We start from the raw sequence: 26,545 nt of genomic DNA, 5'->3' as shown, positions 1-26,545 counted from the left end.
GCAACAATGCGCGACCTGGGGAGGGGATACATGGCAGACGATATTGTATGTTCGGGATTTTTCCGCGCAGCTGAGGGCGCAAAGCTCAGCTGTCTTGATAAATTCCAAGACAGTGGGATGGTCCAGTTTATCACCGGTAATGTGCTGGAGGCTTTCTACAACTTTTTCGCCGCCATCCTGAACCCCGGAATGTGGCTCAACTGGGCCGATCCACAGGCCATGATGCGCTTTATCTATTATGGTGGCTCGGTCGAGCTGTTCTTTGTGCTGGCGACATCCTTGGTCGTGCTGACCATTGTGGGCATTCGCAAGCGCGAATTCATGTGGGCCATGGTGCGAGGGCTTGAGGGTTTCGGCAATACGATGGGGCGGCTGTTCGCATGGGCGGGCCTTATCATGGTGATCCAGCAGATCATCATCGTTTTCATGCAGCGTATTTTCACACGGCCCGACATCTCCATCGGGTTTGGTATTCCGCTACAATTCGACATCAGCTGGTTTGCCGAAGAACTGAAGCTGTTCAACGCTTTGGTCGTGTGTCTTTGTGTAAGTTACACCTTTGTACAGGGCGGTCACGTAAGGGTTGATCTGTTCTACGCGGGTGCAAAATTCCGTACCAAAAAGATCGTCGATATGTTTGGCGCAGTCTTCTTCATGATGCCTTTTGCATTGGTCACATGGATGTACGGCTGGTACTTTCTCTGGCGCCATCTGGTGACGCCGAACCCGTCGGCCTCGGACAGCCTTGAGTTGTTGTTGCGCAAAGCGCGGGTGCTGAAGTGGAACGTAGAGACCATCGGTTTCTCGCCCAACGGCTTTAACGGCTATTTCCTGTTCAAAGTCCTGCTGTGCATGTTCTGCGCGCTGGTGATGCTGCAGGCGATTGCACTCTTCTACCGCTCATGGTGCGAACTGCGCGAGGGCGAGGAGAGCGAAGGTAAATATCTCGACAAGGATACACTTGGCGAGGGTGAAGAAGCCTATGAGGGAACACACTGATGTTTTTTGGTCTAGACGGGGTCGAGGTCGGCCTGATCATCGTATTCATTTGTCTCTTCGGCGGCATTTTGTCGGGCTTTCCGGTGGCCTTTGCCATCGGTGGCGCGGGTATGATTTCATTTGCGATCATCGCGGCAATGGACAGCGCGGGTTTGCTGATCCACCAAGCGATTGATACCTCTTCGGAGGCGTATCGCGCCTTGGTCAACTCCGGCATCAAGGAAGACACGATATCGGTCTTCCGATACCCCGAACTTGCCCGTATCGCCGAGCCTGTCTTCCCATCTGGTTGGGAAGTTGCACTGGACCGGAACGTATCATTCGTTGTGAACCGCATGAACGAGCGTGTTCTGGCGGGCCAGTCCATCGAGACGCTGTTGGCTGTTTTGATGTTCGTTCTGATGGGCATCACGCTGGAGCGCTCCAAGATCGCCAATGATTTGTTGACGTCGATGGCCAAAGTATTTGGCCCGTTGCCTGGCGGTCTGGCAGTGTCTGTTGTGGTTGTGGGGGCATTCCTTGCGGCCTCCACCGGTATTGTGGGTGCAACCGTCGTGACCATGGGTCTGCTGGCGCTGCCCACGATGTTGCGCAACAACTATTCGCCTGAACTGGCAACAGGGGTCATCGCGGCCTCTGGCACTTTGGGGCAGATCATTCCGCCCTCTATCGTGATTGTTTTGTTGGGTACGCTGGCGGGGGATTTGTACTCCTCGGCGCAAGAGGCGCGGGCATCCTCGCTGGGCTGTACGGATGCTTTGACCTATTTGGGCGAGCCTGCTGTTGTATCCGTTGGTACCTTGTTTCAGGCGGCCTTGTTGCCCGGTATCATGCTGGCGCTGCTCTATGCGCTTTATGCCTTTGGCTACGCGATGGTGAACCCCAGCAAAGCACCGGCGGTTGAGCTTGGCTCTACCAACTCCGAGCCTGTGACGCGGAATGAAGCGTTCACGTGGTTTGTCGGCGCGCCCGTGCTTATCATTGTCGGCACGATCTTTCTGGGTAATCTGGGAATGGTTGGCAGTCAGGACACCCGCATTTCCAGTTTCTCGGACATTGGTGAAAGCGCCACGCTGCGTACCAATGTAGGTGACGAGTGTAAGGCGGCGATGATCGAACTGCACGGCCAAGAGCGCTGGGACCTTGCATTGCAGCAACAGCAGGTAATCGAAGACGCAGGCGGCCTTGCTGCGAGTGAAAAGCTGTCGGATGAAGATTTTGCTGCGGCTCAGCAGGCGAAGATCGACGGTGCTGCCCCGATCGGGACGGGCGTTGCGATCATGATGATCCTGCTGGCGCTGATCATGACAACTGCGCGCGGTGTATCGCCGTCATCAGATACCAAGCCTTTGCTTATTGGTGGTATTGGTGTGGTGCTGCTGCTGCTGGTTGATATCCTTCTGGTAGGGCCAACAACTTCGCCTGGCACGATGGTTGTGCTGATGGCACTGCCCTTTGTCGCGGTCATGTACGGTGTGGTCTACGGCGTGAAACTATGCGCCAAGAACGAGCTGATCCGAGTGGTGTTCCCACCGCTGGTTCTGATCGTTGCTGTGTTGGGCTCCATCCTTGGTGGTATTACCAACCCGACACCCGCTGCGGCACTAGGGGCGGGGGGCGCGATCATGCTGGCGGCTTATCGCAAGCTCAAGGATCTGGACCGTTCGCCGAAGGTGATTATCTGGTCCACGCTGGCAATCATCATCTGTATCCTCGTGGGCGTGAATTTCGATCTGCGCATCAATCAGGATGATGTGGGTTTCGAAAACTGGGTGGCCTTCTTCGTCGCTTATGGTGCCTACCTCTATGCGGTGTTTGGCCTGCTGTTCAGCTGCTGGATCTTGTTCACCAACGGTGTTCTGACGCCTGTTGTGCGCGAGACGGCCAAAGTGACGTCGATGGTGTTTACGATCCTCATCGGCTCACAGTTGCTGAACCTTGTGGTCATCAGCTTTGGCGGCGAGCATTACATCCAGCAGTTCCTGAAGTCCTTTGACAACGAGATGAAGGTCTTCCTGATCGTCATGCTGGTGTTGTTTGTCCTTGGCTTTGTTCTGGATTTCCTCGAGATCATCTACATCGTCGTGCCAATCGTGGGTCCGGTGATTTATGGCGGTTCGTTTGACCCCAAGTGGGTGACAATCATGATCGCGGTGAACTTGCAGACGTCCTTCCTGACGCCGCCGTTCGGCTTTGCGCTGTTCTATCTGCGCGGGGTCGCTCCGCCGAGTGTGACGACGCAGCATATCTACCGCGGGATCATACCGTTTGTTTTGATCCAGGTGGCGGGATTGGCAATCTTGTGGTTCTTCCCTGCGATTGTGACGATCATTCCTGATCTGATCCCGTAAGCTGCGTGAAATAGAAATGTGAAAGGGCGTTCGGTGGCGGGCGCCCTTTTTCGTTTGCTACCGGTGGCGCGGGCGGTGAGTGCGGGATTGAGTTTAGGGGAAAAATAAAGAAGCGGATTAGTGAGCGTGGCTATCTGCCCCGTGGGCTGTGAAGGCAGGGAGGGACAAGGAATGCGGGATAGTTTGAGAGCGAAAGCTATTGCTGTGTGCGATGCCAAAATCGCGCAAAAGGGGGAGGGTGTGGGACTGTCGTTCTATGCGTTTTTCAAAAACCACAATGATGATCCTGCAGTGCTGATGGAGGCTGCGCGCTGGTGGATCGAGACCCACGAGCTGGATCACTTCGAGAAGGCTGTGAAAATCCGTGGTTTGATTGCCTCGGGCAAGTAGCCTGCCGAGGGTCAACTACGGTTGGGGGACATATCCGGAAGGGAGATGTTTGCAACCTGCTCGGCGATGGGATCATTGTTGAGGGGATGCGGGTCCATCTCGAATGCATCGGGGTCACGCATGGGGTGCCATTGGCCGCCCATAAAGACCTCAAGTCCGGAAAATTTGGCCTTGTAGCCCATCTTTTGGCTGCCGGGGACCCAATAGCCGAGATAGACGTACGGCAGGCCTGCGGCGCGGGCGATCTCGATATGATCCAGAATGATGTAGTTGCCCAAGCCGTCTTGTGGGCGGTCGGGGGTATAGAACGAGTAGACCATACTTACCCCGTCTGCGAGCACGTCCGTCAGGCACACGCCGATCAAATCCCCGTTTTCTCGGTCAGCATATTCAATCACGCGGCTGCGGATCGGTGTTTCTTCGATCATGGCGGCGAATTCGAAGACATCCATATCGGCCATGCCGCCGTCTGCATGGCGGGTGTCGAGATACCGGCGGAACAGGTCATATTGTGCTTCGGTTGCCCAAGGGGACGTAGCACGACGCCTGAGACCGTTGTTGCGGCGCACTGTGCGCCGCTGGCTCTTGCTCGGTTTGAATTTGGCCACGTCTATGCGCGCGGAGAGGCACGACGAGCAATCAGCACAGGATGGCCGGTACAGCACATTCTGGCTGCGGCGGAAGCCCTGAGCTGACAGGCTGTTGTTGAGCTTTTCCGCATTGTCGCCTTGCAGGGCTGTGAACAACTTCCGTTCCATCCGCCCGTCAAGATAGGGGCAGGGCTGGGGCGCTGTTACATAGAACTGCGGCGCAATGGGAAGCGAGTGACGCATGTAGAAATCCGGCTGTGTGTTTGCGCATCGTAACGTGGGCGCGCACAGGGTCAAACCCTAAAGTCACTTATGCGCAAAAGGTTAGATGTAAAACGCGCAGAAAGGTCAGGCGCGGCGGTTCAGTGCAACTGTACCCAGTACATGATCGCTAAGACCCTGACGCCGTTCTGTGCTGAGCATCAAAACGATTGAAATCAGCTGCAGCAGAGGCATCGCCAATGAGACCGTGTAACCTGCGGTGTGCAGAAAGGCGGTTGGCAGATCAAACCGGTTATCATCGCGGGTGCGCAGCTCAATCGCCATGAGCTGCATGCCCCATGTAGCCGAACTGCGCGAAAGGGTCACAGTGCGGTAGGCAAAGCCCAGCAAGAGATACAAAAGTGGCAAGAAGAAAAGGCCGATAAAGGCCGTAAACGGGATCACCACCAGCGTCAGGACAACTGTGACAAGAGTATCCACACCCCATGCCAGCAACCGCTTGGTCGGGACGCCGTCATAGAATTGTGGCTGGAGTTCGGGATCAGGGGTCATTGCAGTCTCTCGGTGGTTGGGATGGAAACGCCCTCCCGATGTGGGAGGGCGCAGGGCGGCTGTCAAGCGCGCACAGGTCGGTTATGCCTCTGCGGTGTCATCCTTGCGGGTGGCACGTTCGTCCATAAAGGCGTCGAACTCGGACTTGTCTTTGGCGGCGCGCAGACGCTCAAGGAATGTCTCGAAGCTGTCTTGCTCTTCTTCAAGGCGGCGCAGGGTGTCTGCCTTGTAGGCGTCAAACGCCGTGTTGCCTGTGGGGCGGGCCATTGCCATCTGGCGGCCCATTGAGCGGCCATTGCAGCGGGAAGATTTTGAAAACATGCGTTTGCTCCAGATCATATATGCAAGAAGTGCGAGACCAACGGGCCAGAAAAAGATGAAACCCAGAACCATCGCCGCGATCCATGCGCCTTTGCCGCGCGCATCGAGCCATTGCTCGGAGCGGACGAACCAGTTGTCGCGTGTTTCGGTTCGGGCGGTGTAGGCTGTGTCAGTTATTGTCGTCATTATCGTCCCCTCGGAATGGCGGTGTGCTGCCGCCGTAGGTGGGGCGCTTCACCGGAGAAAGGTTGGTAATGTAAATCCCTTTCACATCATACAATTTGGTGATGGCGGATAATTTTGCAAGGGTTTATGTGAATGATATTTACATTATTTTGATTAGATATTGGAAATCAGGGGGTTAGTTGCCTTAGTATTTCATACTGCAAGCGATTGACGCCGTCAGTTTGGCGCGCAACTGTGGTGTATGATCAATAAAACACTCGCGAACCGCCTCACACGATGTCCCCGCGCGCAACCTGCGGTGCAAGATGACGTGCCGCTGGACCGATTTGATGCAGCTTTGCGCCCCTTGCTGACGCGAACGGCGGCGCTGGCCCCCTATTTGGCAGGGCTGATCATCAAGGAAGCGGATTGGCTGGTGGAGGCCGTGGAAGACCCCGAGGCGGCAATGCTAGAGATACTTGCGGCCCCGCAGGCATTGGATGCAGCCACACTCAATGGCGGGTTGCGGCAGGGCAAGCGGCGGGTGGCGCTGCTGAGTGCTCTGGCAGATCTGGGCGGGGTCTGGTCGCTGGAGGAAGTTACTGGCGCGCTGACAAAGTATGCGGATGCCGCAGCGCAGGCAGCTTTGCGCGTAGGGTTGGCAGCACAGATCCGGCGCGGCAAGTTGCCCGGCATGAGCGAGGAAGACGCTGCCACAGGCGCGGGCATGACAGTGCTGGCGATGGGCAAGATGGGCGCAGGCGAGCTGAATTATTCCTCCGACATTGATCTGATCTGTTTATTCGACGAAAGCCGTTATGACGCGGAAGAATTCCACACTGCGCGCACAGGGCTGATCAAGGCGACCCGCGCAATGGCCGCAAGCCTGAGTGAAATCACGGCAGAGGGGTATGTCTTTCGCACCGATTTGCGGCTGCGGCCTGATCCTGCAGTGACACCTGTCTGCGTGGGGCTGTTGGCCGCAGAGCGATATTACGAAAGCCTTGGCCGTACATGGGAGCGGGCAGCTTATATCAAGGCGCGCCCCTGCGCGGGTGACATCGGGGTGGGGGATGCGTTTTTGCGCACACTGCGTCCGTTTGTCTGGCGCAGGCATCTGGATTTTGCCGCGATTCAGGATGCGCATGATATGCGCCTTGCCATCCGCGAACATAAGGGGCTGGGCGGGCCGATCACGCTGCCGGGTCATAATATGAAGCTGGGGCGCGGGGGCATCCGCGAGATCGAGTTCTTTACCCAGACACGGCAGTTGATTGCGGGTGGGCGCGACCCCGAACTGCGCCTGCGCGGCACCAAAGAGGGGCTTGCGGTACTGGCAAAGAAAGATTGGGTGCCGCAAGATGCGGCCGATACGTTAGCCGAGCACTATACTTTTCACCGCACGGTTGAGCATCGGTTGCAGATGGTGCGCGATGCGCAGACCCACAGTTTGCCGCAATCGCCCGAAGGTATGGAGCGCATAGCGGCCCTGATGGATATGGACGTGGCACAGCTTGAGACCGAATTAACGGATCGGCTGAGCGAAGTTCACGAGATTACCGAAGGTTTCTTTACCGAAGCGCGCGGGGCCGCACCGCTGCCCGATACCACCCACAGTTTTGATGACAATGTCATGGCTGCGTGGCCCTCTTATCCCGCGCTGCGCTCTGATCGGGGGGCGGCATTGTTCGAGCGGCTCAAGCCTGATCTGCTGGCGCGGCTGGGACAAGCGGATAAACCGGACGAGGCATTGTTGGCGTTTGACGGGTTTTTGTCGGGGCTGCCTGCGGGGGTTCAGCTGTTTTCGTTGCTCAAAGCCAATCCGCAACTGGCGGATTTATTGATTAACATTGTGTCCGTATCGCCGATGCTGGCCGCCCATCTGTCGCGCAATGCGGGTGTGCTGGATGCGGTGATCGGTGGTGACTTCTTTGCTGACTGGCCAGGGCAGGACGCGCTGTTCGCGGCGCTGTCGGCGCGGCTGGCTGCGCTGGATGACTACGAAATGCAGCTGGACAGCACCCGTATCTGGGCGCGTGAATGGCATTTCCGTATTGGTGTACATCATCTGCGTGGTCTGATTGATGGCGCGCAGGCTGGGGCGCAGTATAGCGATCTGGCCCGTGCAGTGCTGCGCGCCCTCTGGCCTGTTGTTATTGCTGAAATCTCGCGCAGGCATGGACCGCCACCGGGGAAGGGGGCCGTGATTGTCGGCATGGGGTCGCTTGGTGCGGGGCGGCTGACCGCGCAATCTGATCTTGATATGATCGTGATCTATAATGCTGACGGGGTTGATGCGTCTGTTGGGCCGCGCCCCTTGCAGGCGCGTCAATACTATGCCCGCCTGACCCAAGCGATGATCACCGCGATGAGCGCGCCCATGGCAGCCGGGCGGCTCTATGAGGTGGACATGCGGCTGCGGCCCTCCGGCAACAAGGGGCCAGTGGCCACCTCGCTGGAGAGTTTTGCCAATTACCAGCAGCATGAGGCATGGGTGTGGGAGCATCTGGCACTGACCCGCGCGCAGGTTGTTGCAGGTCCTAAGGAGCTGGCCGACGAGGTAGAGCAATTGCGCGCGCGTGTCGTGACAGGTGGCCATGACACTGTGCAGGTATGCACTGATACCAAAGATATGCGGGCGCGGATTGCTGCGGCGAAATCGCCTGATGGTGTTCTGGATGCCAAAATCGGAGCAGGCCGTTTACAGGATATCGAGCTTTTTGCCCAAGCGGGTGCCTTGATCGGTGGCATTGCCGCGCGTGATATTCCATCGGGATTGGCGGCGGCCTGTACGGCAGGTTTGCTGGACGCAGCTGACGAGCAAACCCTGCGTTCTGCCTATGCGCGGCTTTGGGCGCTACAATCGGCCACGCGGCTGCTGTCGTCGCGGCCGTTGCACGGGGATGTGCTGCGCAATGCGACACAAAGCTTTTTGATTGAAGCAGTTGCGACAGATGCCCAAAACGACACTGCGCAGGATCTGGAGACGCAACTGGAACAGACCTATATGCAAGCGGACCAGATCATAACCGCTGCGCTGAGCCGCTTTGCACAGGGAAAGACAGCAGATGGATAAATCAACACCTGATGATCCCAAGGGCCTGATTTATGAGGCTTACCGGATTGAAGACATTACGAAATCGGAGTGTCGCTCGATTTTTCTGGATTGGGCGTTGAGCCTGAGTGGTGACAAAGACACCCATGCGTCTATGCGTAACCTGTTGCAGATACATGGCCAGGACGCTGGCCACCCCATGTCCGAAGTTCTGGCCGAGGGATTGCACAGCATTGCCACACCGCGCAGGCGGGGGGGCTGGCGCAGCCGCCCGCGCGACTAATTTGCGATTAACGCCGGAATTACTGACGCAAGGGAAACCTGAAGAAACGGTTAATTCCATTAATTTGCACCAACTCTGGCGCGAATTTGTCTCAAACCTGCCTCAATCGGGGGGCAAACCATCACTTGTAACGAGTTCAAGGTCCGTCGACCTGAGGAGTACCTGTGATGAAGATGATCAAACTTGCATGTGCATTAAGCATTGGAGCGGCATTGAGCGCCTGTGGTGCTTCGGATGTCGTGACACGCGACGCCCCCTTTGAAGCGCCTGCGCCTATTTCATTCTCACAAAAAGATGTTGAAGCTGTCGCTCAGCCGGGTGCTACCCGCACCGTGCGCACCGTCTCGACCCAGCAGCAGCAGCCACGCACAATTCTGCCCGAAGCGATCCTGCGTCAGATCAACGTGGCCCAGATCAACGTGCGTGTTCCGACCTCGCTGCGCGTCTCCGAGGCCAACCGCTATTACCCGGGTGGTGATATTGTTTGGCGCGAGGACCCTATGGGCAACCGCCATGCGCAGGTATCCAAAATCATGCATGATGCGATGGCCGCAGGCACCTCGGGGTTTAATGGTCCCGTTCCTGTGATCCTCGATGTCGAAGTTGTTCGCTTCCACGCGCTCAGCGAAAAGGCGCGCTATACGGTTGGCGGCGTTCACCACATCGTTTTCAAGATGGTTCTGCGTGATGCCCGCACTGGTGAATTCCTGTCCGAGCCGCGCCGCATCGAAAGCGATCTGGAAGCATTCGGAGGCCAGCAGGCGATCAGCGCCGAGGCCCGTGGCCTAACCCAGAAGGTTCGTATCTCTGGCCACTTGGCCGAAGTGATCCGTCAGGAAATGACCGAGCCGGATGGATTTAAGAATGCATCTCTGGGCTTTTACCAACTGGTCAACAGACTCTGAGCTTTCCATCGCCAGATTAACAGATTAGGGAAGGGCGCTATGACAGCGCCCTTTCCCACATCCGCCCCGCTCCCCGTTGTACGCCTTATGCCAAAGGCCAACGCGCGCGCCATTCGTCATGGTGCGCCTTGGGTTTATGCAAACGAGCTGGTCACAGACCGCCGTACAAAAGGCCTTGCGCCCGGTGCGATAGCGGTGCTGGAAGACAGCCTGCGCCAGCCTCTGGGGGTGGTGACGGTAAACACCAACTCCAAGATCATCGCACGTATGATGGATCCCGATCCAGAGGCGACCATTGACGCTGCGTGGATGGCGGGGCATTTGCGCCGTGCGCTTGCGCTGCGCGAACGGATGTATGACGCGCCTTTTTACCGTCTTGTCCATGCCGAGGCGGACGGGCTACCTGGTGTAATCATCGACCGTTTTGGCGATACTTGTGTGATCCAGCCTAACGCAGCATGGTCCGACGCGCTGATCGCGCCGCTCACCCAAGCACTGATCGACGTGACAGGTGTGACGAATGTACTGAAGAACGCGGCAGGTCGCACGCGCAGCCTTGAAGGGCTGGACGACGTGAGCGGCGTTCTGGCGGGGGCCGCACCTGATGGCCCTGTGTCTGTTCAGATGAACGGTGCCACTTATATGGCCGATCTGACCGGCGGTCAGAAGACCGGTATTTTCTATGACCAGCGCCCGAACCAAGCCTTTGCTGCCAGCCTGTCGCGCGGTGCGCGCGTGCTGGATGTGTTTTCGCACGTTGGTGGCTTTGGTCTGGCGGCGGTTGCCGGTGGGGCGGCATCTGCGCTTTGCGTCGACGGCTCTGGTCCTGCGCTGGCATTGGCCGAGCAGGGGGCCGCGGCCATGGGGGTGTCGGACCGTGTCAGCATCCGCCAAGGCGATGCTTTTGACGTGCTCACCGCGTTGCGGGCCGAGGGTGCGGAATTTGATGTGGTCATTTGCGACCCGCCGGCATTTGCCCCTGCAAAGCCCGCATTGGAGGCAGGTTTGCGCGCTTATGAGCGGATTGCACGGCTGGCGGCACCATTGGTGGCGCAGGGTGGTGTTCTCGGGCTTTGTTCATGCTCCCATGCGGCGGACCTGATGGCGTTTCGGGTTGCATCGGTGCGTGGCATCGGGCGGGCAGGTCGGCGGCCCTCGCTGATCCATACCGGATTTGCCGGGGCGGACCATCCGCAACTGCCGCAGCTTGCAGAAACCGGCTATCTGAAATCTCTGTTTTTCCACCTGTAGCGCGATGAAAGCACTGCTTGACGCCTGTGTGATCTACCCCACCGTGATGCGGGAGATGTTGCTGGGCGTGGCGCGTGCGGGTTTATATACGCCCCTGTGGTCGGATCGCATCCTTGAGGAATGGGCGCTGGCGGCACGCAAGCTGGGACCGCAAGGCGAGACAATTGCGCGCGGTGAAGTGGCGATGGCGCAAGCCGCGTTTCCAAATGCGAGTGTGTCACGCCATCTGGGGCTGGAGACACGGCTGTGGCTGCCTGACGAGAATGACATTCACGTATTGGCCGCTGCGGTGTCGGGCAATGCAGATGTGATCGTTACGATGAACGCCAAAGATTTCCCGCGTAATATTCTGGCGGAAGAAGGCCTGACGCGCCTCGATCCTGACCTGTTTCTGCTGGAGTATTTCCGATCCGATCCGCAAATCGTCGGCGGCGTAGGAGAGGCGGTTGTGCGCGAGGCGCGCAGGCTGTCCGGAGAAGACTGGAACCTGCGGTCTTTGATGAAAAAAGCGCGGCTTCCCCGATTGGGCAAGGCGATGAGCCAGAGTTAAGGCGTTACTTTACCAAGATCTCGTAACCCATTGAATTAGCTGTTCCAACGTGCCTGCATCTTGTTAAGGGCGGAAATGCGATCTTCGGTCTTGGGATGGCTCATCAGCCATGCGGGTGCGCGACCTCCGCTGGACTTGGTCAGCGCGTCCAGCTTTTCAAACAGGGTGATCTGCGGGCCAATTCCGATCCCTGCTTTGGTCAACAGCGCGGCGGCATAGGCGTCTGCCTCGTATTCATCCACACGGCTTAGTTTCGCGGCCAGCAGGCTGGTGAGCGCATTAGCGATCCAGACCCCAACGCCGGGGATAAAACGGCTAAGCACCATGCCCAAGGCTGCGCGCATGGCGTTCTGGCCCGAAAAGTCTATCATGCGGCGGCGCGAATGGCCCAAGGCGACGTGGCCCAATTCATGTGCGATGACGGATGCCAGCTCTTGCGCGGTCACTTCGCCTGCGCGGAATTTGTTGTAAAAGCCGCGGGTAATAAAGATGCGACCGTCTGGAGCGGCGAGACCATTCACAGGCTCGATTTCGTAAATATGGACATTGATGCGGGGCAAATCGAGGGCCTTGGCCATCTGTTTGCTCATCTCGACCAGTTTGGGATCGGCCAAAACGGTTGACTGCTCGTCCAGCTCCCGCCCTGTGCGCCAAACGGAGAAGCGGTACATGACAAGACCGTAAAGCACGGCAAGCAGAATGGGGAGGACTTTGAACATAAGCCTAATATGGTTGGAATTCAGCCCACGGCAAGGGGGCTTAGCCCCATGCGACAGGAACGCGCAACGGGCCGCGGAAGGCCCAGCCGTGTGACGTGACGGGCCCATCGAGACGCAGGCCTTTCAAGCGGTCAAACAATGCGGGGGCTGCAACCTGCGCCACCAAAGCACGCGAGGCGGCAGCCCCTGCACAGAAATGCGGCCCCGCGCCAAAAGGGATGGCTTGGGAGGTGTCGCGGGTGATGTCGAACTGGTCGGAGCGTTCGAACACGTCCTCGTCACGGCAGGCCGAGCTGTACATTAGAAAAACGCGGTCGCCTTGTTCAAAGGTCACGCCATCGACGGTATCGGTGCGCGCGATCATGCGCGGGGTCATTTGGATCGGCGCCTCGAGGCGCGTATATTCACGAAAAGCATCGGTGTAGCTGCGCGCGCCTGATGTGATCTGCGCGTGTTGCTCAGGGTGGGCCAGCAGGGCTGCTACCATGCCTGCCAGTGCATCGCGTGGCTCATTCTGGCCACCACCGATGATGACTTTGACATTCGCCCCTATGGAGGGTCGCTGCATACCTGCGCGCGATAAGACCGATAGGATCGACGGATCGGGCGCATCGCGCAATTGCTCTAGCCGCGCATCGATAAAGACATCTACTTCGGCGCTGCGGGCAAAGCCGTCTTTGTCGATCTGCGGATCGGCGATGTAGTTTGCGACAGCATCCAGCATCTGCTGGCTGGCGCGGTCCATTTCGTGCGGGGTCATATTGGTAAGGCCCGTCATCGCACACAAGGCGGACCCACAGACAGGCATGGCAAAGTCGCGCACCAGATCACACGCGCCCAGCGGAGCGATCTCATCCAGCTTGGCGGCGACGATTTGCTCAAAGATCGGGGTCCAGTGATCGACCACTGTGCGCGGGCTGAGGGCGGGGAAAAGCATCTTGCGCTCTTCCATATGGGGCGCACCATCACGGCGCATCATGTTGAGGCCCATGATCTTTTCCATCAGTCCACCGGGTTGGACGGAAGAAAACGTCGCAATGCGCTTTTCCTCGCGGTGGATTGTGTCGCGCTTGGTCAGCAGGGTTGCGCCCAGTTCGGGCACGTAGGCGATAGGCGCTGTAGCGCGCATACGGGCAAGCACGGGATAAGGGTCTGCAGCGAATGCGGCAGGATCAACGGAAATATGGGGCGCGTCTGACATGCCAACACGTTAGGGCAGGGTCGCGTCTGCGTCTAGCGGGTGAGTGTTTTCATTCCGCGTGACAGCCCTTCGAGGGTCATGGGCACCATTGCGTCTTGGCCAAAAATTTCCTGAATCATGGTAATCGACTGGGTGTAGGACCAGTATTTTTCGGGGATCGGGTTGATCCAGAGGTTTGATTTCCACTGCTCGCGCGCACGGTTGAGCCAGACAGAGCCTGCTTCGGGGTTCCAATGCTCGTTCGCACCACCGGGATATGCGATCTCGTAGGGCGACATGCTTGCATCACCGACAAAGATACAGCGGTAATCGGGGCCATAGGTGCGCAGGATTTCATGTGTGGGTGTCTGGGCATCCCAGCGGCGGCGATTGTCGCGCCATACGCCTTCGTATAGGCAGTTATGGAAGTAAAAGTACTCCATGTGCTTGAATTCGGAGCGCGCGGCAGAAAACAGCTCTTCCACCACTTTGATATGCGGGTCCATGGAGCCGCCCACGTCGAGAAACAGCAGCACTTTCACAGCATTGCGCCGCTCGGGACGGGTTTTTACATCCAGATAGCCCTGCTCGGCGGTGGAGCGGATCGTGCCGTTCAGGTCCAGCTCTTCATTCGCGCCGTCGCGCGCCCAGCGGCGCAAACGCTTGAGCGCCACTTTGATGTTACGGGTGCCCAGCTCGACGCTGTCGTCGAGATTGCGGAATTCGCGCTTGTCCCAGACTTTGACGGCCTTGCCGTGGCGGCCTTCTTTCTGGCCGATGCGCACGCCTTCGGGGTTGTAGCCATAAGCACCAAAGGGTGAGGTGCCACCTGTGCCGACCCATTTATTGCCGCCCTCATGGCGCTTTTCTTGTTCCTTGAGCCGCTCTTTGAGCGTCTCCATCAGCTTCTCGAAACCGCCCATGGCCTCGATCTCGGCTTTTTCTTCGGCGCTTAGGTGCTTTTCGGACATTTTGCGCAGCCATTCCTCGGGAATGTCCACGGCCTCCAGCACCTGTTCCATCGTGATTGCCTCAAGCCCTGAAAAGGCGGCAGCGAAGGCCTGGTCGAATTTGTCGATGTTCCGCTCGTCCTTCACCATGCTGACGCGGGCGAGGTAGTAGAAGGCATCGACATCGTAGGTGGCCAGCCCTGCGGACATCCCATCAAGAAAAGCGAGGAATTCGCGCATTGAAACAGGGACTTTGTGTGCGCGGAGCTGTTCGAAAAACGGCAGAAACATCAGCTGGTCAGCCTGTCGATGATGACAGTCGCAAACATGCCGACGATCAGAAAGGCCATGCCGTAGCCCGCAGCGTATTGCGCGATATCCTTGCGGTTGCCGCGCCGTTTGCGGGCGGTCATGCCGCCGATGATAATACCCAGTATCGCCGCGCCGATTACGATCATGTGTCTGCCCTTTTGCGTGTGCGGGCTATCCTTTAAGCGGGTTGAGCGACGCGATTTCACGCAGCTTGGCCCGAACAGCCCAATCAGAGCCAAATCCGTAGCGCGCCCAGCCCAAACTGTCCATACGGACGGCCTGTGCTTCGGAGGGGCGGTTCTCCAGATCCAGCGCCTCTGCACGTAGCAGCAGGAGCGTCGAAAGCAATGCCGCGTTTTCGTTCATCTTGGCGGTTTCCACATGCGGTGCGATCAGACGCAGGGCATCGGCACCCTGACCCTGACTGACGGCAAAAGCCGACAGCTGGGTGGCCACGTAGGCTTGGTGTAGACGTGTGCCGGGGGTGGCTGTGTAGAACTTTTTCGCGGCGGAGTAGTGTTTGTGCGCCTCTTTCGGGTTCTCGCGCTGGATCACACGGCCCATAGCATAGTGGGCAAATGCGCGGCGTTGATCCTGCCAACCCATCGCTTTTGCAATTCGCAGCGCCTCGTTTGCGCCTTTCAGGCGTTCGGGACGCGAGGATGCGGGACCAAGAGCGGATTCGACTGCGCGTTTCCACTGGATTGGCGTCCGCGTCGCGAAGTTGGCGGCGGCGTTTTCGCCACGCGGATTAATTTCGCGTAGAATATGGGGCAGGGTGGCTGCCACCTGTCCACGGCTCATGCCGTTGTGCAGTTTGGGCGAATAGTAGGCCCGCAACATTAGCATATCAAAGCCTGTGAGAACCGTATGGACGTTGTCGTCATTAAAGACGCTGTCGGGCAAACGGTAGAGGTCATTCAGCGGTCCCAGCGATTGGGCCAGTTCTTCGTGCAGGCAATCGCGCACTTCTTGCGGGCTGACGTCATTGGGCAGGAAGATGGCAAGCTGGGTGCGTTTGCGCAGCTGAGACCAATTGGTTTTGCTGCTTTTGCGTGCTTTGCGATATTCGTCGAGTGTGCTGACATTGGGGGCCACGAAACAGGCAGCCTGCGGCAGCATCTTGCGGATTTCCTTGCGCGGCACCGCATTGATGGTGATGTTGGCACGCGGGGCGTTGATCTGGCTGATGTCGATACGCGCTTCGGTGCGCAGCCGCTTTAGAAGACGTGTGAGATCATGTTGCAGCGATGGGGGCTGTTTTCCGACCACTGTGACGGTAACGGGTCCTTCGAAACGCGTAAAGACAGGCAGATCACGGCCACTCTCCAGTTTGAAAGACAACTCGATAAAATCAAGCGCCAGATCGTTGTTTGCACGAATGGGGCCAGCATGGCGTCCCTGCGCAAAGACCTTGACCGGCGGTAGCGTGCTGTCAGCGATGGGAAGGGCACGGGTGACGTGTCCCCCTGTCGAGGGGGTACATGCGTTCAGTGCCATCGCCAGCACAAGGGCAACGCGGGCCTTCATGTACGGCCACCGTTGATGGAACGGAGTGCGAAAGATGTTGAAAAGCGCACGAAAGATGCGCGCACAAACTGTGCGTGTCGGATACTCATACTCTGCCTGCCTGCCCTTTTGAGCTTCAATTGGAGATCTTTTCGCCTCTCAACCCGACCTCGGTAGGGAGCAATTAAGGCAAAATAGTGGCAATTTTTACAGATTAAGGCAGACCTGTGGTTGTGGCGCGAAAAAGCCACAGTTTGAATGAGATAGTAGGGAAGTTGTTAGCCGCGCAAATGCTTGCGAATGAGCCAGATGTGCAAACACATTAGCGCTACAAGGTTCAACGCGGTCGCTTCGGCTGGTGTGGTATAGCCCATTGCCGTGGCCGCGATCACGGCTGCTGCTATCAACAGGGCGGCAGCAATCACCAATACTCTGAGGTGTAGCAGGCTGTAGGCGGGATCAAGCAGGCCCAAACGTCGCAATAGCGCGGGCACAGCCCAATACAGAAGGGTGCAGAACACCGGCACAGCCACGGCAAGCTGCACCAGAATATCAGGCGGTAGCAGCAATGCGGCGGGCACTGCTGCCAAAACCGATGCTAGGTGGTGAAGCGGCCCGATCACAATCACGTAGATCAGAGCAGGCCACCGCACGAAATTACCGCCCGCCGCGCGCCATGAAGGCCAGACGCTCGAACAAATGCACATCCTGCTCGTTCTTGAGCAGCGCGCCGTGCAGTTTGGGCAAGGCAGAGGTGCCGTCCTTTTTCAGATCGGCTGCATCCATATCTTCGGCCAGCAGTAGCTTAAGCCAGTCGATCACTTCGGAAGTCGACGGCTTTTTCTTGAGGCCCTGCTGATCGCGGATCTCGTAGAATTGAGTGAGGGCCGTTGTCAGAAGCTCTGGCTTGATGCCTGCATGGTGGACCTCGACGATCTTCTTGAGGGTCTCCATGTCGGGAAACTGGATATAGTGGAAGAAACAGCGGCGCAGAAAGGCGTCGGGCAGTTCCTTTTCGTTGTTGGAAGTGATGATGACGATCGGGCGGACCTTCGCCTTGATCGTCTCGCCTGTCTCGTAGACAAAGAACTCCATCTTATCAAGTTCTTGCAAGAGGTCGTTGGGGAATTCGATGTCGGCTTTGTCGATCTCGTCAATCAGTAGAACGACCTTTTCACCCGCCTCGAAAGCCTCCCACAGCTTGCCCTTGCGGATATAGTTGGACACATCGTGGACTTTTTCTTCACCCAGCTGGCTGTCACGCAGGCGGCTGACGGCGTCATATTCATAGAGGCCCTGCTGCGCACGGGTGGTGGATTTTACGTTCCATTCGATCATGCGCAGCCCCAGCGCCGCAGAGACCTGACGCGCCAGTTCTGTCTTGCCTGTGCCGGGTTCGCCCTTGACCAGCAAGGGACGCTCCAGCTGGACCGCCGCGTTCACCGCAATTTTCAGATCATCAGTTGCGACATAGTCGGCGGTGCCTTGGAATTTCATAAGTAACGGTTCTCTCTGGTTCGATAAAATGTTGCGCTATTGCCCTATATAATAGCGCATCATTGTGTAGTGACAATCGCTCATCCCTCCTATAGACCCCGCGCAAAAGGGGTATGACGTGAGGGAGTATTCCAAATGACAGTGTTAAATTCAGCTAAGGGTGTGGAGAAAATGAAACAGGAATCATTTTTGCCAGATGACTATCGTCCAGCCGAGGACGAGCCTTTTATGAACGACCGACAGCTTGAGTACTTTCGCCGCAAGCTGCTGACGTGGAAGGCGGAACTGCTGGAAGGCAGCCGCGACACAATCGAGACATTGCAAGACGGGACGCGCAATATCCCTGATGTGAATGACCGCGCTTCGGAAGAGACCGACCGCGCGCTGGAGTTGCGCACGCGCGACCGCGCACGCAAGCTGGTAGGTAAGATCGACGCCGCGCTGCGCCGCATCGACGAGGACGAGTATGGCTATTGTTCGGTGACGGGCGATCCTATCTCGCTCAAGCGGCTGGACGCGCGCCCGATCGCGACGATGAGCCTGGAAGCGCAAGAAAAGCACGAGCGCCGCGAGAAGGTTCACCGCGACGACTGAGACGCCGGTGGCATTGGTGTAGATCTGTCCAACGCGGTCTACACGGTGACAAATCCGGATGAATGTGAGAACTATCAAAGCGCTGCAGTGGAAACTGCGGCGCTTTTTGTTTGAAAGGATGCTGTGATGGGGCCGAGCAATGCAATTGTGATTGGCGCGGGCATTGGCGGATTGGCTGTAGCGGTCGCTCTGGCGAGAAACGGAATCGCCGTGACGGTGCTGGAACAGGCAGAGAGCATTCGCGAAGTGGGCGCAGGCCTGCAGGTAAGCCCTAATGGTTTGGCTGTGCTGCGCGCGCTTGGGTTGGAAAAGCGGCTGCTGGGGCGCGGGGCCGTGCGCGGCAAGGCTGTGGTCATGCGCGCGCATGATGCCGAGGCCGATGTAGCGCGGCTGGACCTGACGCAACTGCCAGCGCAGCAGGCCTATTACTTTATGCACCGTGCCGATCTGGTGGATGTGCTGGCGCAAGCGGCGCGAGAAAACAACGTGAGCTTTGAAATGGGCGCACAGGTGGTGTCGGTCAATTCCGACGAGATGCCGCAGCTGACACTGGCTGATCGCAGCACCCGCAAGACTGAATTGCTGATCGGAGCGGACGGTATCCACTCGCGTGCGCGGGTGGCACTGAACGGCGCCGATGACGCTTTTTTCACAGGGCAGGTTGCGTGGCGGGCGACCGTGCCCAACACGGTGGGACATCCCGATGTGGCCATGGTCACGATGGGGCCTGCACGCCATTTGGTCAGCTATCCGCTGCGCGGCGGCGACATGGTCAATCTCGTCGCGGTAGAAGAGCGGAAAGAGTGGGCAGAAGAGGGGTGGAACCACCTCGATGACCCTGCAAATCTATGCGCGGCCTTTGAAGGGTTCGGCGGCATGGCAAGACAAATGATTGCGGCTGCCGAGGTACCGACGCTCTGGGGGCTGCACCGTCACCCTGTAGCACCTGTTTGGCAAAAGGGTGGTCTCGCCTTGCTGGGGGACGCTGCCCATCCGACTCTGCCGTTTTTGGCACAGGGGGCGAACATGGCACTGGAAGACGCTTGGGTATTGGCTGATCTTGTGTCGCGCAAGGGAATGGCGGGGCTTGAACAATATGAAAAGCTGCGCAAACCGCGTGTGCGCCGTGTGATCAAAGCGGCGGAGGGCAACGCATGGCGCTATCATTTGCACCCCGGGCCTGTGCGCATGGCAGCCCACACTGTCCTGCGCTTGGGCAGCCGCTATGCGCCCAAGCGGATGTTGGGCGCATTTGACTGGCTTTATGGTCACGATGTGACCGCACCGCAGGCTCCTCGCTAGCCCTTCGGGCGCTCCTCGCTTATTGCGCGCGTGCTACCATGCCGAACAGATCGCGCGGATCATCGGGATCGGCCAGCATGTCGAGCGGGGTGAAGAAATCAGTCCCGTCAATCGCATCGCGGACGTAGCACAGCGCCGAGAAATCCTCGATCGCAAAGCCTACACTGTCAAACAGGGTGATCTGCCGCGCGTCTTTACGGCCTGTGGCTGCGCCGGTCAGAACTTCCCAGAATTCGGTGACCGGATGATCGGCGTCCAACTGCTGTATTTCGCCCTCGATCCGCGTCTGCTCGGGGTATTCCACAAAGATATCAGCGCGGTGCAGAATGGCTGCGGCCAACTCGGTTTTACCGGGGCAATCGCCGCCGATGGCATTGATGTGCACACCGCTGCCTATCATATTGTCGGTCAGGATCGTGGCATATTGCTTATCGGCTGTGCAGGTGGTGATGATTTGCGCGCCTAGTATTGCTTCCTCGGCGGTGGTGCAGGACACCACGCGCAGGCCGGATGCTGCCAGATTTGCTGCGCATTTCGCAGTGGCGGCAGGATCGATATCGTACAGACGCACTTCTTCTATACCGACTATGGCCTGCATCGCGAGGCTCTGGAATTCGGATTGCGCTCCGTTGCCGATCATCGCCATCACCCGAGAGCCTTCGGGGGCCAGCACACGCGCAGCCAGCGCGGAGGTCGCAGCCGTGCGCAGGGCGGTAAGGATCGTCATTTCCGAGAACAACACAGGATATCCTGTGGCGACATCGGACAGCAGGCCAAAAGCCGTGACCGTTTGCAGCCCGTCGCGCGTATTTGCGGGATGACCGTTAACGTATTTGAAACCGTAGACATCACCATCCGAGGTGGGCATCAGCTCAATCACGCCGACATCGGAATGCGACGCGACGCGCGGGGTTTTGTCAAACAGAGGCCAGCGGCGAAAATCTGCCTCGATCCGGTCGGAGATGCCCTGCAACATGGGTGCGAGGCCTACGTGATGGATCAGCTGCATCATGTGATCGACGCTGACAAAGGGAACAAGTGCTTTGGCTGAGGGAGTTGTCATTATTGGATCCTTCTTGATCAGTAAGCACGTGTGGGGCGGTCAAACACGTTGCGGCCCAATGCCGAGGCGGCCAGATCGACCATCAGCCGCGCGGTGCGGCCACGCTCGTCCAGAAACGGGTTCAGCTCGACCAGATCGAGGGAGGTCATCAGGCCGCTGTCATTGACCATCTCCATCACCAGATGGCCTTCTCGCACCGTGGCCCCCCCTGGCACAGTTGTGCCAACCGCGGGGGCAGCAGCGGGGTCAAGGAAATCCACGTCGAGCGAGACATGCAGCATGCCGCCTGCCTCGGCGACACGCTCCAGAAACACGGCGAGGGGGCGGGCGATGCCGCTTTCGTCAATTTCACGCATGTCAACGCGGGTGATGGCGGTGTCCTGTAGCGCCTCGCGTTCGGCGGGATCAACAGAACGCAGGCCAATCATTGCAATGTTTTCATACGGCAAGGGTGCCGGCAGGGCTGGCCAGTCCGGAAAGTCGCTGCGCCCCGTGAGATACCCCATAGGTGTGCCATGCAGATTGCCGCTGTCTGTGCTCTCTAGCGTGTGGAAATCGCTGTGCGCATCGAGCCAGAGGACGAACAGCGGACGGTCTTGTTTTGCGGCGTGGCGCATCGCGCCCAGCACTGTGCCAGCGGCCAATGCGTGATCGCCGCCCATGGTAATGGGTAGACCTTCGGTAAAGGCGGCCTCGGTCGCGTTGGCCAGCGCGTGGGTCCACGCGATTGTTTCGGAGAGGCGGTGGAGTTTTGGATGGGGCGTGTCGGTAAAGGGGCCTGGTGTGATGTTGCCGATGTCGGTGACGGTATGCCCCAGACTATTCAGCGCCTCGGCCAGTCCTGCTGTACGGTAGGCGTCGGGGCCCATAACGCAGCCACGGCGGATTTTGCCGCAATCCAGTGGAGCGCCTTGAAGAATGCAGTGCCGAGGGGTCATACCAGTATCCTTTGTTGATTTTGCACAGGTATAAATGGCATAAACGGGTAGATTGAAGCGGCCTAATTGGCCGATATGGGTCAAGACTAGCCAAAGTGGATAGTATTATGGACGAAATGGATGATCGCCTGATCGCAGCATTGCGCCATGACGCACGCGCATCTCTGTCTGATCTGGCGGCGGGACTGGGTGTTTCACGCACGACCCTGCGTGCGCGTCTGGCACGGCTGCGCGAGCGGGGCGAGATTGTGGGCTTTTCTGTCATTACCCGTGCGGATGTGGCGCGTGATCCTGTACGTGGCATGATGATGATCGGGATAGAGGGGCGCGGCGCGGCGCGGATCAAACGGCAGCTGGCCGCGATGTCAGGGCTGCGCGCAGTCCATTCCACGAACGGGCGCTGGGACCTTATTGTCGAAATCGGGACGGCCACGCTGGTGGAGTTTGATGATGTGCTGGACCGTATCCGAAGGCTGGAGGGGGTTGTCGCCTCTGAAACCAGCCTGCTGCTCAGTACGCAAAAGGCGGTTTAGGCCGTCCGCGCCGCTTTGATCCAGAGCGCGACAAGGACGAGCGACACAATGGCATTCCACCCCGCCATGCTGATGCCTGCCAGTTGCCACGCGATGTCATCACAGCGCACCAGCGGGGCGGCGAGAATCTGGTTCAGCAACTGCTCGGCGCTCAGGTTTTCGACACCGCCAGAGGTGCAACTGGTCGGACCTTCCCACCAGCCTTGCTCAACCCCAACATGGTACATGCCGATCAGTGCGGTGCTGAGCGCAGCAAGAGCGCCCAGCCATGCCAGCTTGACCTCACCGGTGAACAGGATGATTGCGCCTATAAAGATAGCAGTCGCATGGGGCCACCGCTGCCAGATGCACAGTTTGCAAGGCGCCATGCCGCCCAAATGCTGGAAGGCATACGCGCCGCCCAGAACAGCGACAGAACCAAGAGTGGCAAGTAAAACAAATCGCATCATAGCCAACGTATCGCCAGAAAGCCGCCGATCAGCAGGGCAACGGCGAGGGTGAACATTAGCGGCAACCGCCGCTCGATAAAGTCGCGCACAGGGGCACCGAACTTCCACAGCAGAAGGGCTACAAGGAAGAACCGCAGGCCGCGTGCCAGAATTGAGGTGATGATAAATGTGCCGAGCGGCATGGCTGTCCAACCCGACATGATCGTGATGACCTTGTAGGGGAAGGGGGTTACACCTGCTGTCAGCACCGCCCAGAAGCCCAGATCGTTGAAACGGGTTGCAAATTCGGCCATTGAGTCCGCTTTGCCCAAGGCGCGCAAAATAGGCTCGCCCAATGCCTCATAGGCCAGCGCGCCGATGGCATAGCCCAACAGACCACCCAACACCGAAGCCACAAGTGCCACGCCTGCAATCAGGAAAGCGCGGTTTGGCCGTGCGATGATCATCGGTATCATGATAATATCGGGCGGGATTGGAAACATCGAGCTTTCCAGAAAAGCAACAAGGGCCAACACCCAGAGGGCATGGCGATGCTCTGCAAGGCTAAGCGTCCAGTCATAGAGGCGTTGGATCATGCGCTGGCTCCCTCGTGTGTGACGCCTCAACACCACGGGACCGCGTGCAGGTCAAGGGAATGTCGCCGCGGGATCGGCCCAGCGTAACACACTGTTGCATGATTTTTTATTTTGACGCGGGGTGGCGATCAGTTTTGGCTTGCTCCGATGATCTGTGCGCGCTACATCCCGCAGCGTGCCCAAGTGGCGGAATGGTAGACGCAGGAGATTCAAAATCTCCCGCCGCGAGGCGTGCCGGTTCGAGTCCGGCCTTGGGTACCAGCCCTTTTCCAAGGGTTTCCGTTAAATACTTCCGAATTTTTACACCGGCTGCTTTGGCTTCAAAGCTGTGTCCCGTTACTCGGCGCATATTTTCTTGCGGTGGGCCAGTAGGGATTAACCAAAGCCTCGAGGCAATTCCGAGAAATCACAAAGCTGCTGGGTAAAGTCCGCGCACTCTGATTTCGTGCGAGGGAAATCCGCGCAGTTGCACCTATGTAACGGACCTGTCGGGTCGGTGCACAACCGGTTGTCGCGCGATGGTTTTGGTGAGCGTTTCCAAGTGCAGTTTTGCCCAGAACCTGTGGTGCTGTAGAGGGGTTGCGGCATCATGGCCGGACCTAAACGCGCCAGTGCATCTGCGATGCCCCCGCTGTGAATAGCGGGATGGTTGTAGACTTGGCGATTCGACAGAATGTGGCGGACGTAGCGTAAACAAAGCACTAATTTCGGGGTTTCCGCGCGATTGGTTCCAAGTCGAGAACAAGTGAAGAGGGCAATGTCTTGGATTGTGGCAGGGCCTGGATCAGCGGAATCGCAGGTGATTGTCGCTGATCTGGCAACAGTAGACTGGGCCTTTTCACAGGCTTGTCAGCGCGGGTGGATAAAATTTCCTGTTTTATATGACGTATCGGGCCAATCGCTATGTTTCCGTATGCGAGACAATGCGCAGGCTCGCGCCAGCAACGGCTGTGCGTTTGTTAACCGTACTCAGTGGTTTGCCCCTTTCTCTGACACTTTTCAAACATTTTTCCCTTTGTTCGCAAGGTGCCATTGGGTATCTATATGACAGCCCAACTGGGGGGCGACGACTAGATGGTCCGGGGGCGGCCGCACGTTAACTGCATCTTTCAGGTGCGGGAGAGGTGCAGTGCCGCATGTTTGCGACTGCTGCATATATGGCTGGGATGCATCTTTGATGTTCCCCAGTACGGCCACAATTCGGCCTGTCTCTCCCTCCATACTGGCGGTGCTGTCTGCGTGTTGCTTGCAGGCCAGCCACCACGCCCTTCGGGGTTTATGAGTTTGAACGGAGAAGACGATGAGACTGTCCTATCTAATGAGACCACGTTTTGCGGGGTGCCAGAAGGCGCCTCTAGAGGCCGTTCGGACGGCTCATAAACCCACACAACCTGAATTCTTTAATCCGGCCGCGTCGCGCGCCGCGCGCACCGCTGCATAGGAGCACTCGATATGATCAGAACTATTGATTTTAATAACCTTTCCACAGGTGAAACCGTAGAAAACCAGTATTCGGATATTGGCGTTCGTATCTTGGCATCCGAAACGGTCGGCGGTGAAAACCGCGCGATGATCTTTGACACCAACAACCCGACAGGGGGTGACGACGATCTGGCAACGGATAACCTCGACAATGTCCTGATCATCTCCGAGGACGGAAATGCGGCCAACCCCGACGATAATATGGGCGGCGGGACATTCACTTTCGAGTTCGACAATGCGGTCGACGTGAAATCGCTGACATTCCTTGATACAGAAGCGCCTGCGCGCATGGTGTTTTTCGGCGCTGATGGCGCTGTGCTGAGCGATCAGTTCGTTCCTCCGGCTGGTGACAATGGTCAGAGTGTTGTGCAGCTGTTTGTACCGGGCACTGTGCGTATGGAAGTCATCTTCCAAGGCTCGGGCGCTCTCGATAATCTTGTCTTCGAAGACAACAACGTCGTCCCGGTGGATGGCGATGGCATCGTATCGGGTGACGACACGGGCAACGTGATCGACCTTGGCTATGAAGGCGATCCCGAGGGTGACCGCATTGATGCTGGCGACGCGTTGATCGCGGGCGAAGCGCCCGATGATGATATTGTCGATGCACTGGGTGGTGATGACAGTGTCACCGCGCTGGAAGGTGATGATGACGTTTACGCAGGCGCTGGCGATGATACCGTTTCCGGTGGCGAAGGCGATGACCTTATTTTTGGCGACCGTACCCTTGCGGATGGCGATGTCGTCACAGGTGGTGGCAGCGGCGAGCGTGAGAGCTTCAACTGGAGCGAAGCAGGTTTCGCACCAGGCGAGACCGTAACCAGCTTCACGCAGGACACAGGTTCCGTCAATGTGACGTTCAACACACTGTCTGCGACCCCCAAAACCACAACAGCCTATTCCGAAGAAGTGCAGCGCACCGACGGGATTGACGGCGCCGGCGAAACTGTCAGCGCGACCAGCTCGCTGTCCAGCGAAACCCGTCTGGAAGGTCAGGAAGACATCTATGAGCTGAGCTTTGACACGCCTGTTTCAAATGTTGATTTCAACATCAACGACATTGACGGCGACAGCGTTGTGCGCGTTCAGGCGTTTGACGCCGATGGCAACCCTCTTGAGGTAACTCTGGTAGGCGGCTCGGGCCTTGCGTTGACAGATACAGACGGTGTCGCAGGGAATGACACCGCAGATGCGGATGGTGGCTATGCCAGCGCCGATAATGCGATCTACTCGCTGCAGGTAGACATTGCTGGCCCTGTGTCGCGTATCGAAATTTTGCATGGTCAGAATGGCGCGGGTAACACCAGCGTAAACATTACAGACGTCTTCTTTGATGCCGATGAAGGTGTCGTTGTTAACCCTGGCGAAGACGGTAATGATGTACTTTCGGGCGATGCGGGTAACGACACGATCTTTGGTGAGGGTGGCGATGATGTCATCACAGGTGGCATTGGCGCTGATAGCCTTTCCGGTGGCGACGACGCCGACCTGTTTGTCGGTGGTGATGCAGGCGATGTGGTCGATGGCGGTGCAGGGGGCAATGATGACGACACGCTCGATCTGACCGATAGCGGCCCGCTGCGTGTTGTCGATGAAACTGTTGACGCAGATGGCAACTCTACATCCGGTACAGTGGAATTCCTCGATGATGCAGGCGGTGTCACTGGCACCATGAGCTTTGCCGAGATCGAAAACCTTGTCGGTGTGCCAACAGACCCACAAGGCCCGACAGCGGTCGATGACGCGGCGACGACGCTGGAAGACACGGCTGTTGTGGTTGATCTGCGCGGCAATGACACGGACCCTGA

General features: G+C 57.9%; 25 protein-coding genes, 1 tRNA gene and 1 pseudogene. 13 read left to right on the top strand and 14 right to left on the bottom strand.

All coding sequences use genetic code 11. The annotated features are described in order from the left end of the window. The first annotated feature begins 30 nt into the window (after positions 1-30). The 3 genes from Q0903_RS08180 (at position 31) to Q0903_RS08170 (ending at position 3,740) form a co-directional block, all read left to right on the top strand. Positions 31-999 (top strand): C4-dicarboxylate ABC transporter permease, encoded by a 969-nt coding sequence (locus Q0903_RS08180; protein WP_299414542.1) that lies wholly within the window; start codon positions 31-33, stop codon positions 997-999. Then, positions 999-3,350 (top strand): TRAP transporter large permease subunit, encoded by a 2,352-nt coding sequence (locus tag Q0903_RS08175; protein WP_299414540.1) that lies wholly within the window; start codon positions 999-1,001, stop codon positions 3,348-3,350. The genes Q0903_RS08180 and Q0903_RS08175 overlap by 1 nt, the downstream gene beginning before the upstream one ends. A 171-nt stretch (positions 3,351-3,521) precedes the next feature. Next, positions 3,522-3,740, top strand: a complete 219-nt coding sequence (locus Q0903_RS08170; RefSeq protein ID WP_299414539.1) for a DUF6500 family protein — start codon at positions 3,522-3,524, stop codon at positions 3,738-3,740. 11 nt (positions 3,741-3,751) lie between these two features. Here Q0903_RS08170 and Q0903_RS08165 read toward each other — a convergent pair whose 3' ends face one another. The 3 genes from Q0903_RS08165 to Q0903_RS08155 all read right to left on the bottom strand — a co-directional run bounded on the left by Q0903_RS08165 (position 3,752) and on the right by Q0903_RS08155 (position 5,611). After that, positions 3,752-4,573 (bottom strand): arginyltransferase, encoded by an 822-nt coding sequence (locus Q0903_RS08165; protein ID WP_299414537.1) that lies wholly within the window; start codon positions 4,571-4,573, stop codon positions 3,752-3,754. Positions 4,574-4,678: 105 nt separating this feature from the next. After that, entirely contained in the window at positions 4,679-5,104 is a 426-nt protein-coding gene (locus Q0903_RS08160) for an RDD family protein (RefSeq protein ID WP_299414535.1), read from the bottom strand. Positions 5,105-5,185: 81 nt separating this feature from the next. Next, positions 5,186-5,611: a DUF2852 domain-containing protein gene (locus Q0903_RS08155; RefSeq protein ID WP_299030827.1), complete on the bottom strand. Its 426-nt coding sequence runs from the start codon at positions 5,609-5,611 to the stop codon at positions 5,186-5,188. 241 nt (positions 5,612-5,852) lie between these two features. On the opposite strand from Q0903_RS08155, the gene Q0903_RS08150 reads away from it, so the two are divergent. From Q0903_RS08150 to Q0903_RS08130, 5 genes are all read left to right on the top strand, one after another. Next, entirely contained in the window at positions 5,853-8,666 is a 2,814-nt protein-coding gene (locus tag Q0903_RS08150; RefSeq protein WP_299414533.1) for a glutamine-synthetase adenylyltransferase, read from the top strand. Next, positions 8,659-8,928, top strand: coding sequence for a hypothetical protein (locus Q0903_RS08145; protein ID WP_299414532.1), 270 nt, complete (start codon positions 8,659-8,661; stop codon positions 8,926-8,928). The genes Q0903_RS08150 and Q0903_RS08145 overlap by 8 nt, the downstream gene beginning before the upstream one ends. A gap of 167 nt (positions 8,929-9,095) precedes the next feature. Then, complete coding sequence (locus tag Q0903_RS08140) at positions 9,096-9,833, top strand: DUF6778 family protein (RefSeq protein WP_299030830.1); 738 nt, start codon at positions 9,096-9,098, stop codon at positions 9,831-9,833. Between the two features lie 39 nt (positions 9,834-9,872). After that, the gene (locus Q0903_RS08135; RefSeq protein ID WP_299414530.1) at positions 9,873-11,084 is read left to right on the top strand and encodes an RSP_2647 family RNA methyltransferase; all 1,212 of its coding nucleotides are present in this window, start codon (positions 9,873-9,875) and stop codon (positions 11,082-11,084) included. A 4-nt stretch (positions 11,085-11,088) separates the two neighbouring features. After that, on the top strand, positions 11,089-11,634 hold the full coding sequence (locus Q0903_RS08130) for an RSP_2648 family PIN domain-containing protein (protein ID WP_299414528.1): 546 nt from the start codon (positions 11,089-11,091) through the stop codon (positions 11,632-11,634). Between the two features lie 35 nt (positions 11,635-11,669). Here the strand turns inward: Q0903_RS08130 and Q0903_RS08125 are convergent, their stop codons facing one another. From Q0903_RS08125 to Q0903_RS08095, 7 genes are all read right to left on the bottom strand, one after another. Next, positions 11,670-12,353 carry a M48 family metallopeptidase gene (locus tag Q0903_RS08125; RefSeq protein WP_299414527.1) on the bottom strand — a complete coding sequence of 228 codons (684 nt, stop codon included), beginning with the start codon at positions 12,351-12,353 and terminating at the stop codon, positions 11,670-11,672. A gap of 40 nt (positions 12,354-12,393) precedes the next feature. Beyond that, positions 12,394-13,554, bottom strand: a complete 1,161-nt coding sequence (locus Q0903_RS08120; protein ID WP_299414525.1) for a cytochrome P450 — start codon at positions 13,552-13,554, stop codon at positions 12,394-12,396. Positions 13,555-13,586: 32 nt separating this feature from the next. Next, positions 13,587-14,774 carry a VWA domain-containing protein gene (locus Q0903_RS08115; RefSeq protein WP_299030835.1) on the bottom strand — a complete coding sequence of 396 codons (1,188 nt, stop codon included), beginning with the start codon at positions 14,772-14,774 and terminating at the stop codon, positions 13,587-13,589. Continuing rightward, on the bottom strand, positions 14,774-14,941 hold the full coding sequence (locus Q0903_RS08110; protein ID WP_299030836.1) for an apolipoprotein acyltransferase: 168 nt from the start codon (positions 14,939-14,941) through the stop codon (positions 14,774-14,776). The genes Q0903_RS08115 and Q0903_RS08110 overlap by 1 nt, the downstream gene beginning before the upstream one ends. Positions 14,942-14,966: 25 nt before the next feature. After that, on the bottom strand, positions 14,967-16,325 hold the full coding sequence (locus tag Q0903_RS08105) for a DUF2927 domain-containing protein (protein ID WP_299030837.1): 1,359 nt from the start codon (positions 16,323-16,325) through the stop codon (positions 14,967-14,969). Between the two features lie 257 nt (positions 16,326-16,582). Continuing rightward, entirely contained in the window at positions 16,583-16,957 is a 375-nt protein-coding gene (locus Q0903_RS08100; RefSeq protein ID WP_299414523.1) for a hypothetical protein, read from the bottom strand. Positions 16,958-16,961: 4 nt separating this feature from the next. Then, positions 16,962-17,801: a MoxR family ATPase gene (locus Q0903_RS08095; protein WP_299030839.1), complete on the bottom strand. Its 840-nt coding sequence runs from the start codon at positions 17,799-17,801 to the stop codon at positions 16,962-16,964. Positions 17,802-17,972: 171 nt separating this feature from the next. Here Q0903_RS08095 and dksA point away from each other — a divergent pair, with 171 nt between their 5' ends. Further along, the gene (gene dksA / locus Q0903_RS08090; protein ID WP_299030840.1) at positions 17,973-18,395 is read left to right on the top strand and encodes an RNA polymerase-binding protein DksA; all 423 of its coding nucleotides are present in this window, start codon (positions 17,973-17,975) and stop codon (positions 18,393-18,395) included. Positions 18,396-18,521: 126 nt separating this feature from the next. Next, on the top strand, positions 18,522-19,697 hold the full coding sequence (locus tag Q0903_RS08085) for an FAD-dependent monooxygenase (protein WP_299414521.1): 1,176 nt from the start codon (positions 18,522-18,524) through the stop codon (positions 19,695-19,697). A 19-nt stretch (positions 19,698-19,716) separates the two neighbouring features. Here Q0903_RS08085 and Q0903_RS08080 read toward each other — a convergent pair whose 3' ends face one another. After that, positions 19,717-20,760, bottom strand: coding sequence for an ornithine cyclodeaminase (locus tag Q0903_RS08080; protein ID WP_299414520.1), 1,044 nt, complete (start codon positions 20,758-20,760; stop codon positions 19,717-19,719). A gap of 17 nt (positions 20,761-20,777) precedes the next feature. Beyond that, on the bottom strand, positions 20,778-21,698 hold the full coding sequence (rocF, locus tag Q0903_RS08075) for an arginase (protein ID WP_299414518.1): 921 nt from the start codon (positions 21,696-21,698) through the stop codon (positions 20,778-20,780). A gap of 107 nt (positions 21,699-21,805) precedes the next feature. On the opposite strand from rocF, the gene Q0903_RS08070 reads away from it, so the two are divergent. Continuing rightward, positions 21,806-22,231, top strand: a complete 426-nt coding sequence (locus Q0903_RS08070) for an Lrp/AsnC family transcriptional regulator (RefSeq protein ID WP_299030852.1) — start codon at positions 21,806-21,808, stop codon at positions 22,229-22,231. Here the strand turns inward: Q0903_RS08070 and Q0903_RS08065 are convergent. Further along, positions 22,228-22,680, bottom strand: coding sequence for a disulfide bond formation protein B (locus Q0903_RS08065; RefSeq protein ID WP_299414517.1), 453 nt, complete (start codon positions 22,678-22,680; stop codon positions 22,228-22,230). The two genes, Q0903_RS08070 and Q0903_RS08065, sit on opposite strands and share 4 nt — an antisense overlap. After that, the gene (locus tag Q0903_RS08060; RefSeq protein WP_299030845.1) at positions 22,677-23,255 is read right to left on the bottom strand and encodes a VTT domain-containing protein; all 579 of its coding nucleotides are present in this window, start codon (positions 23,253-23,255) and stop codon (positions 22,677-22,679) included. Before Q0903_RS08060 ends, Q0903_RS08065 begins: the two co-directional genes overlap by 4 nt. Positions 23,256-23,432: 177 nt before the next feature. On the opposite strand from Q0903_RS08060, the gene Q0903_RS08055 reads away from it, so the two are divergent. Both Q0903_RS08055 and Q0903_RS08050 read left to right on the top strand, forming a co-directional pair. Further along, a tRNA-Leu gene (locus Q0903_RS08055) sits at positions 23,433-23,516 on the top strand. A gap of 1,191 nt (positions 23,517-24,707) precedes the next feature. Next, positions 24,708-26,545, top strand: a pseudogene (locus Q0903_RS08050) (hypothetical protein); the annotation flags it as partial.

Origin of the sequence: uncultured Sulfitobacter sp., assembly GCF_947502895.1 — a bacterium.
GTDB lineage: Bacteria > Pseudomonadota > Alphaproteobacteria > Rhodobacterales > Rhodobacteraceae > Sulfitobacter.
This window is presented reverse-complemented; position numbering and strand designations above follow the sequence as displayed.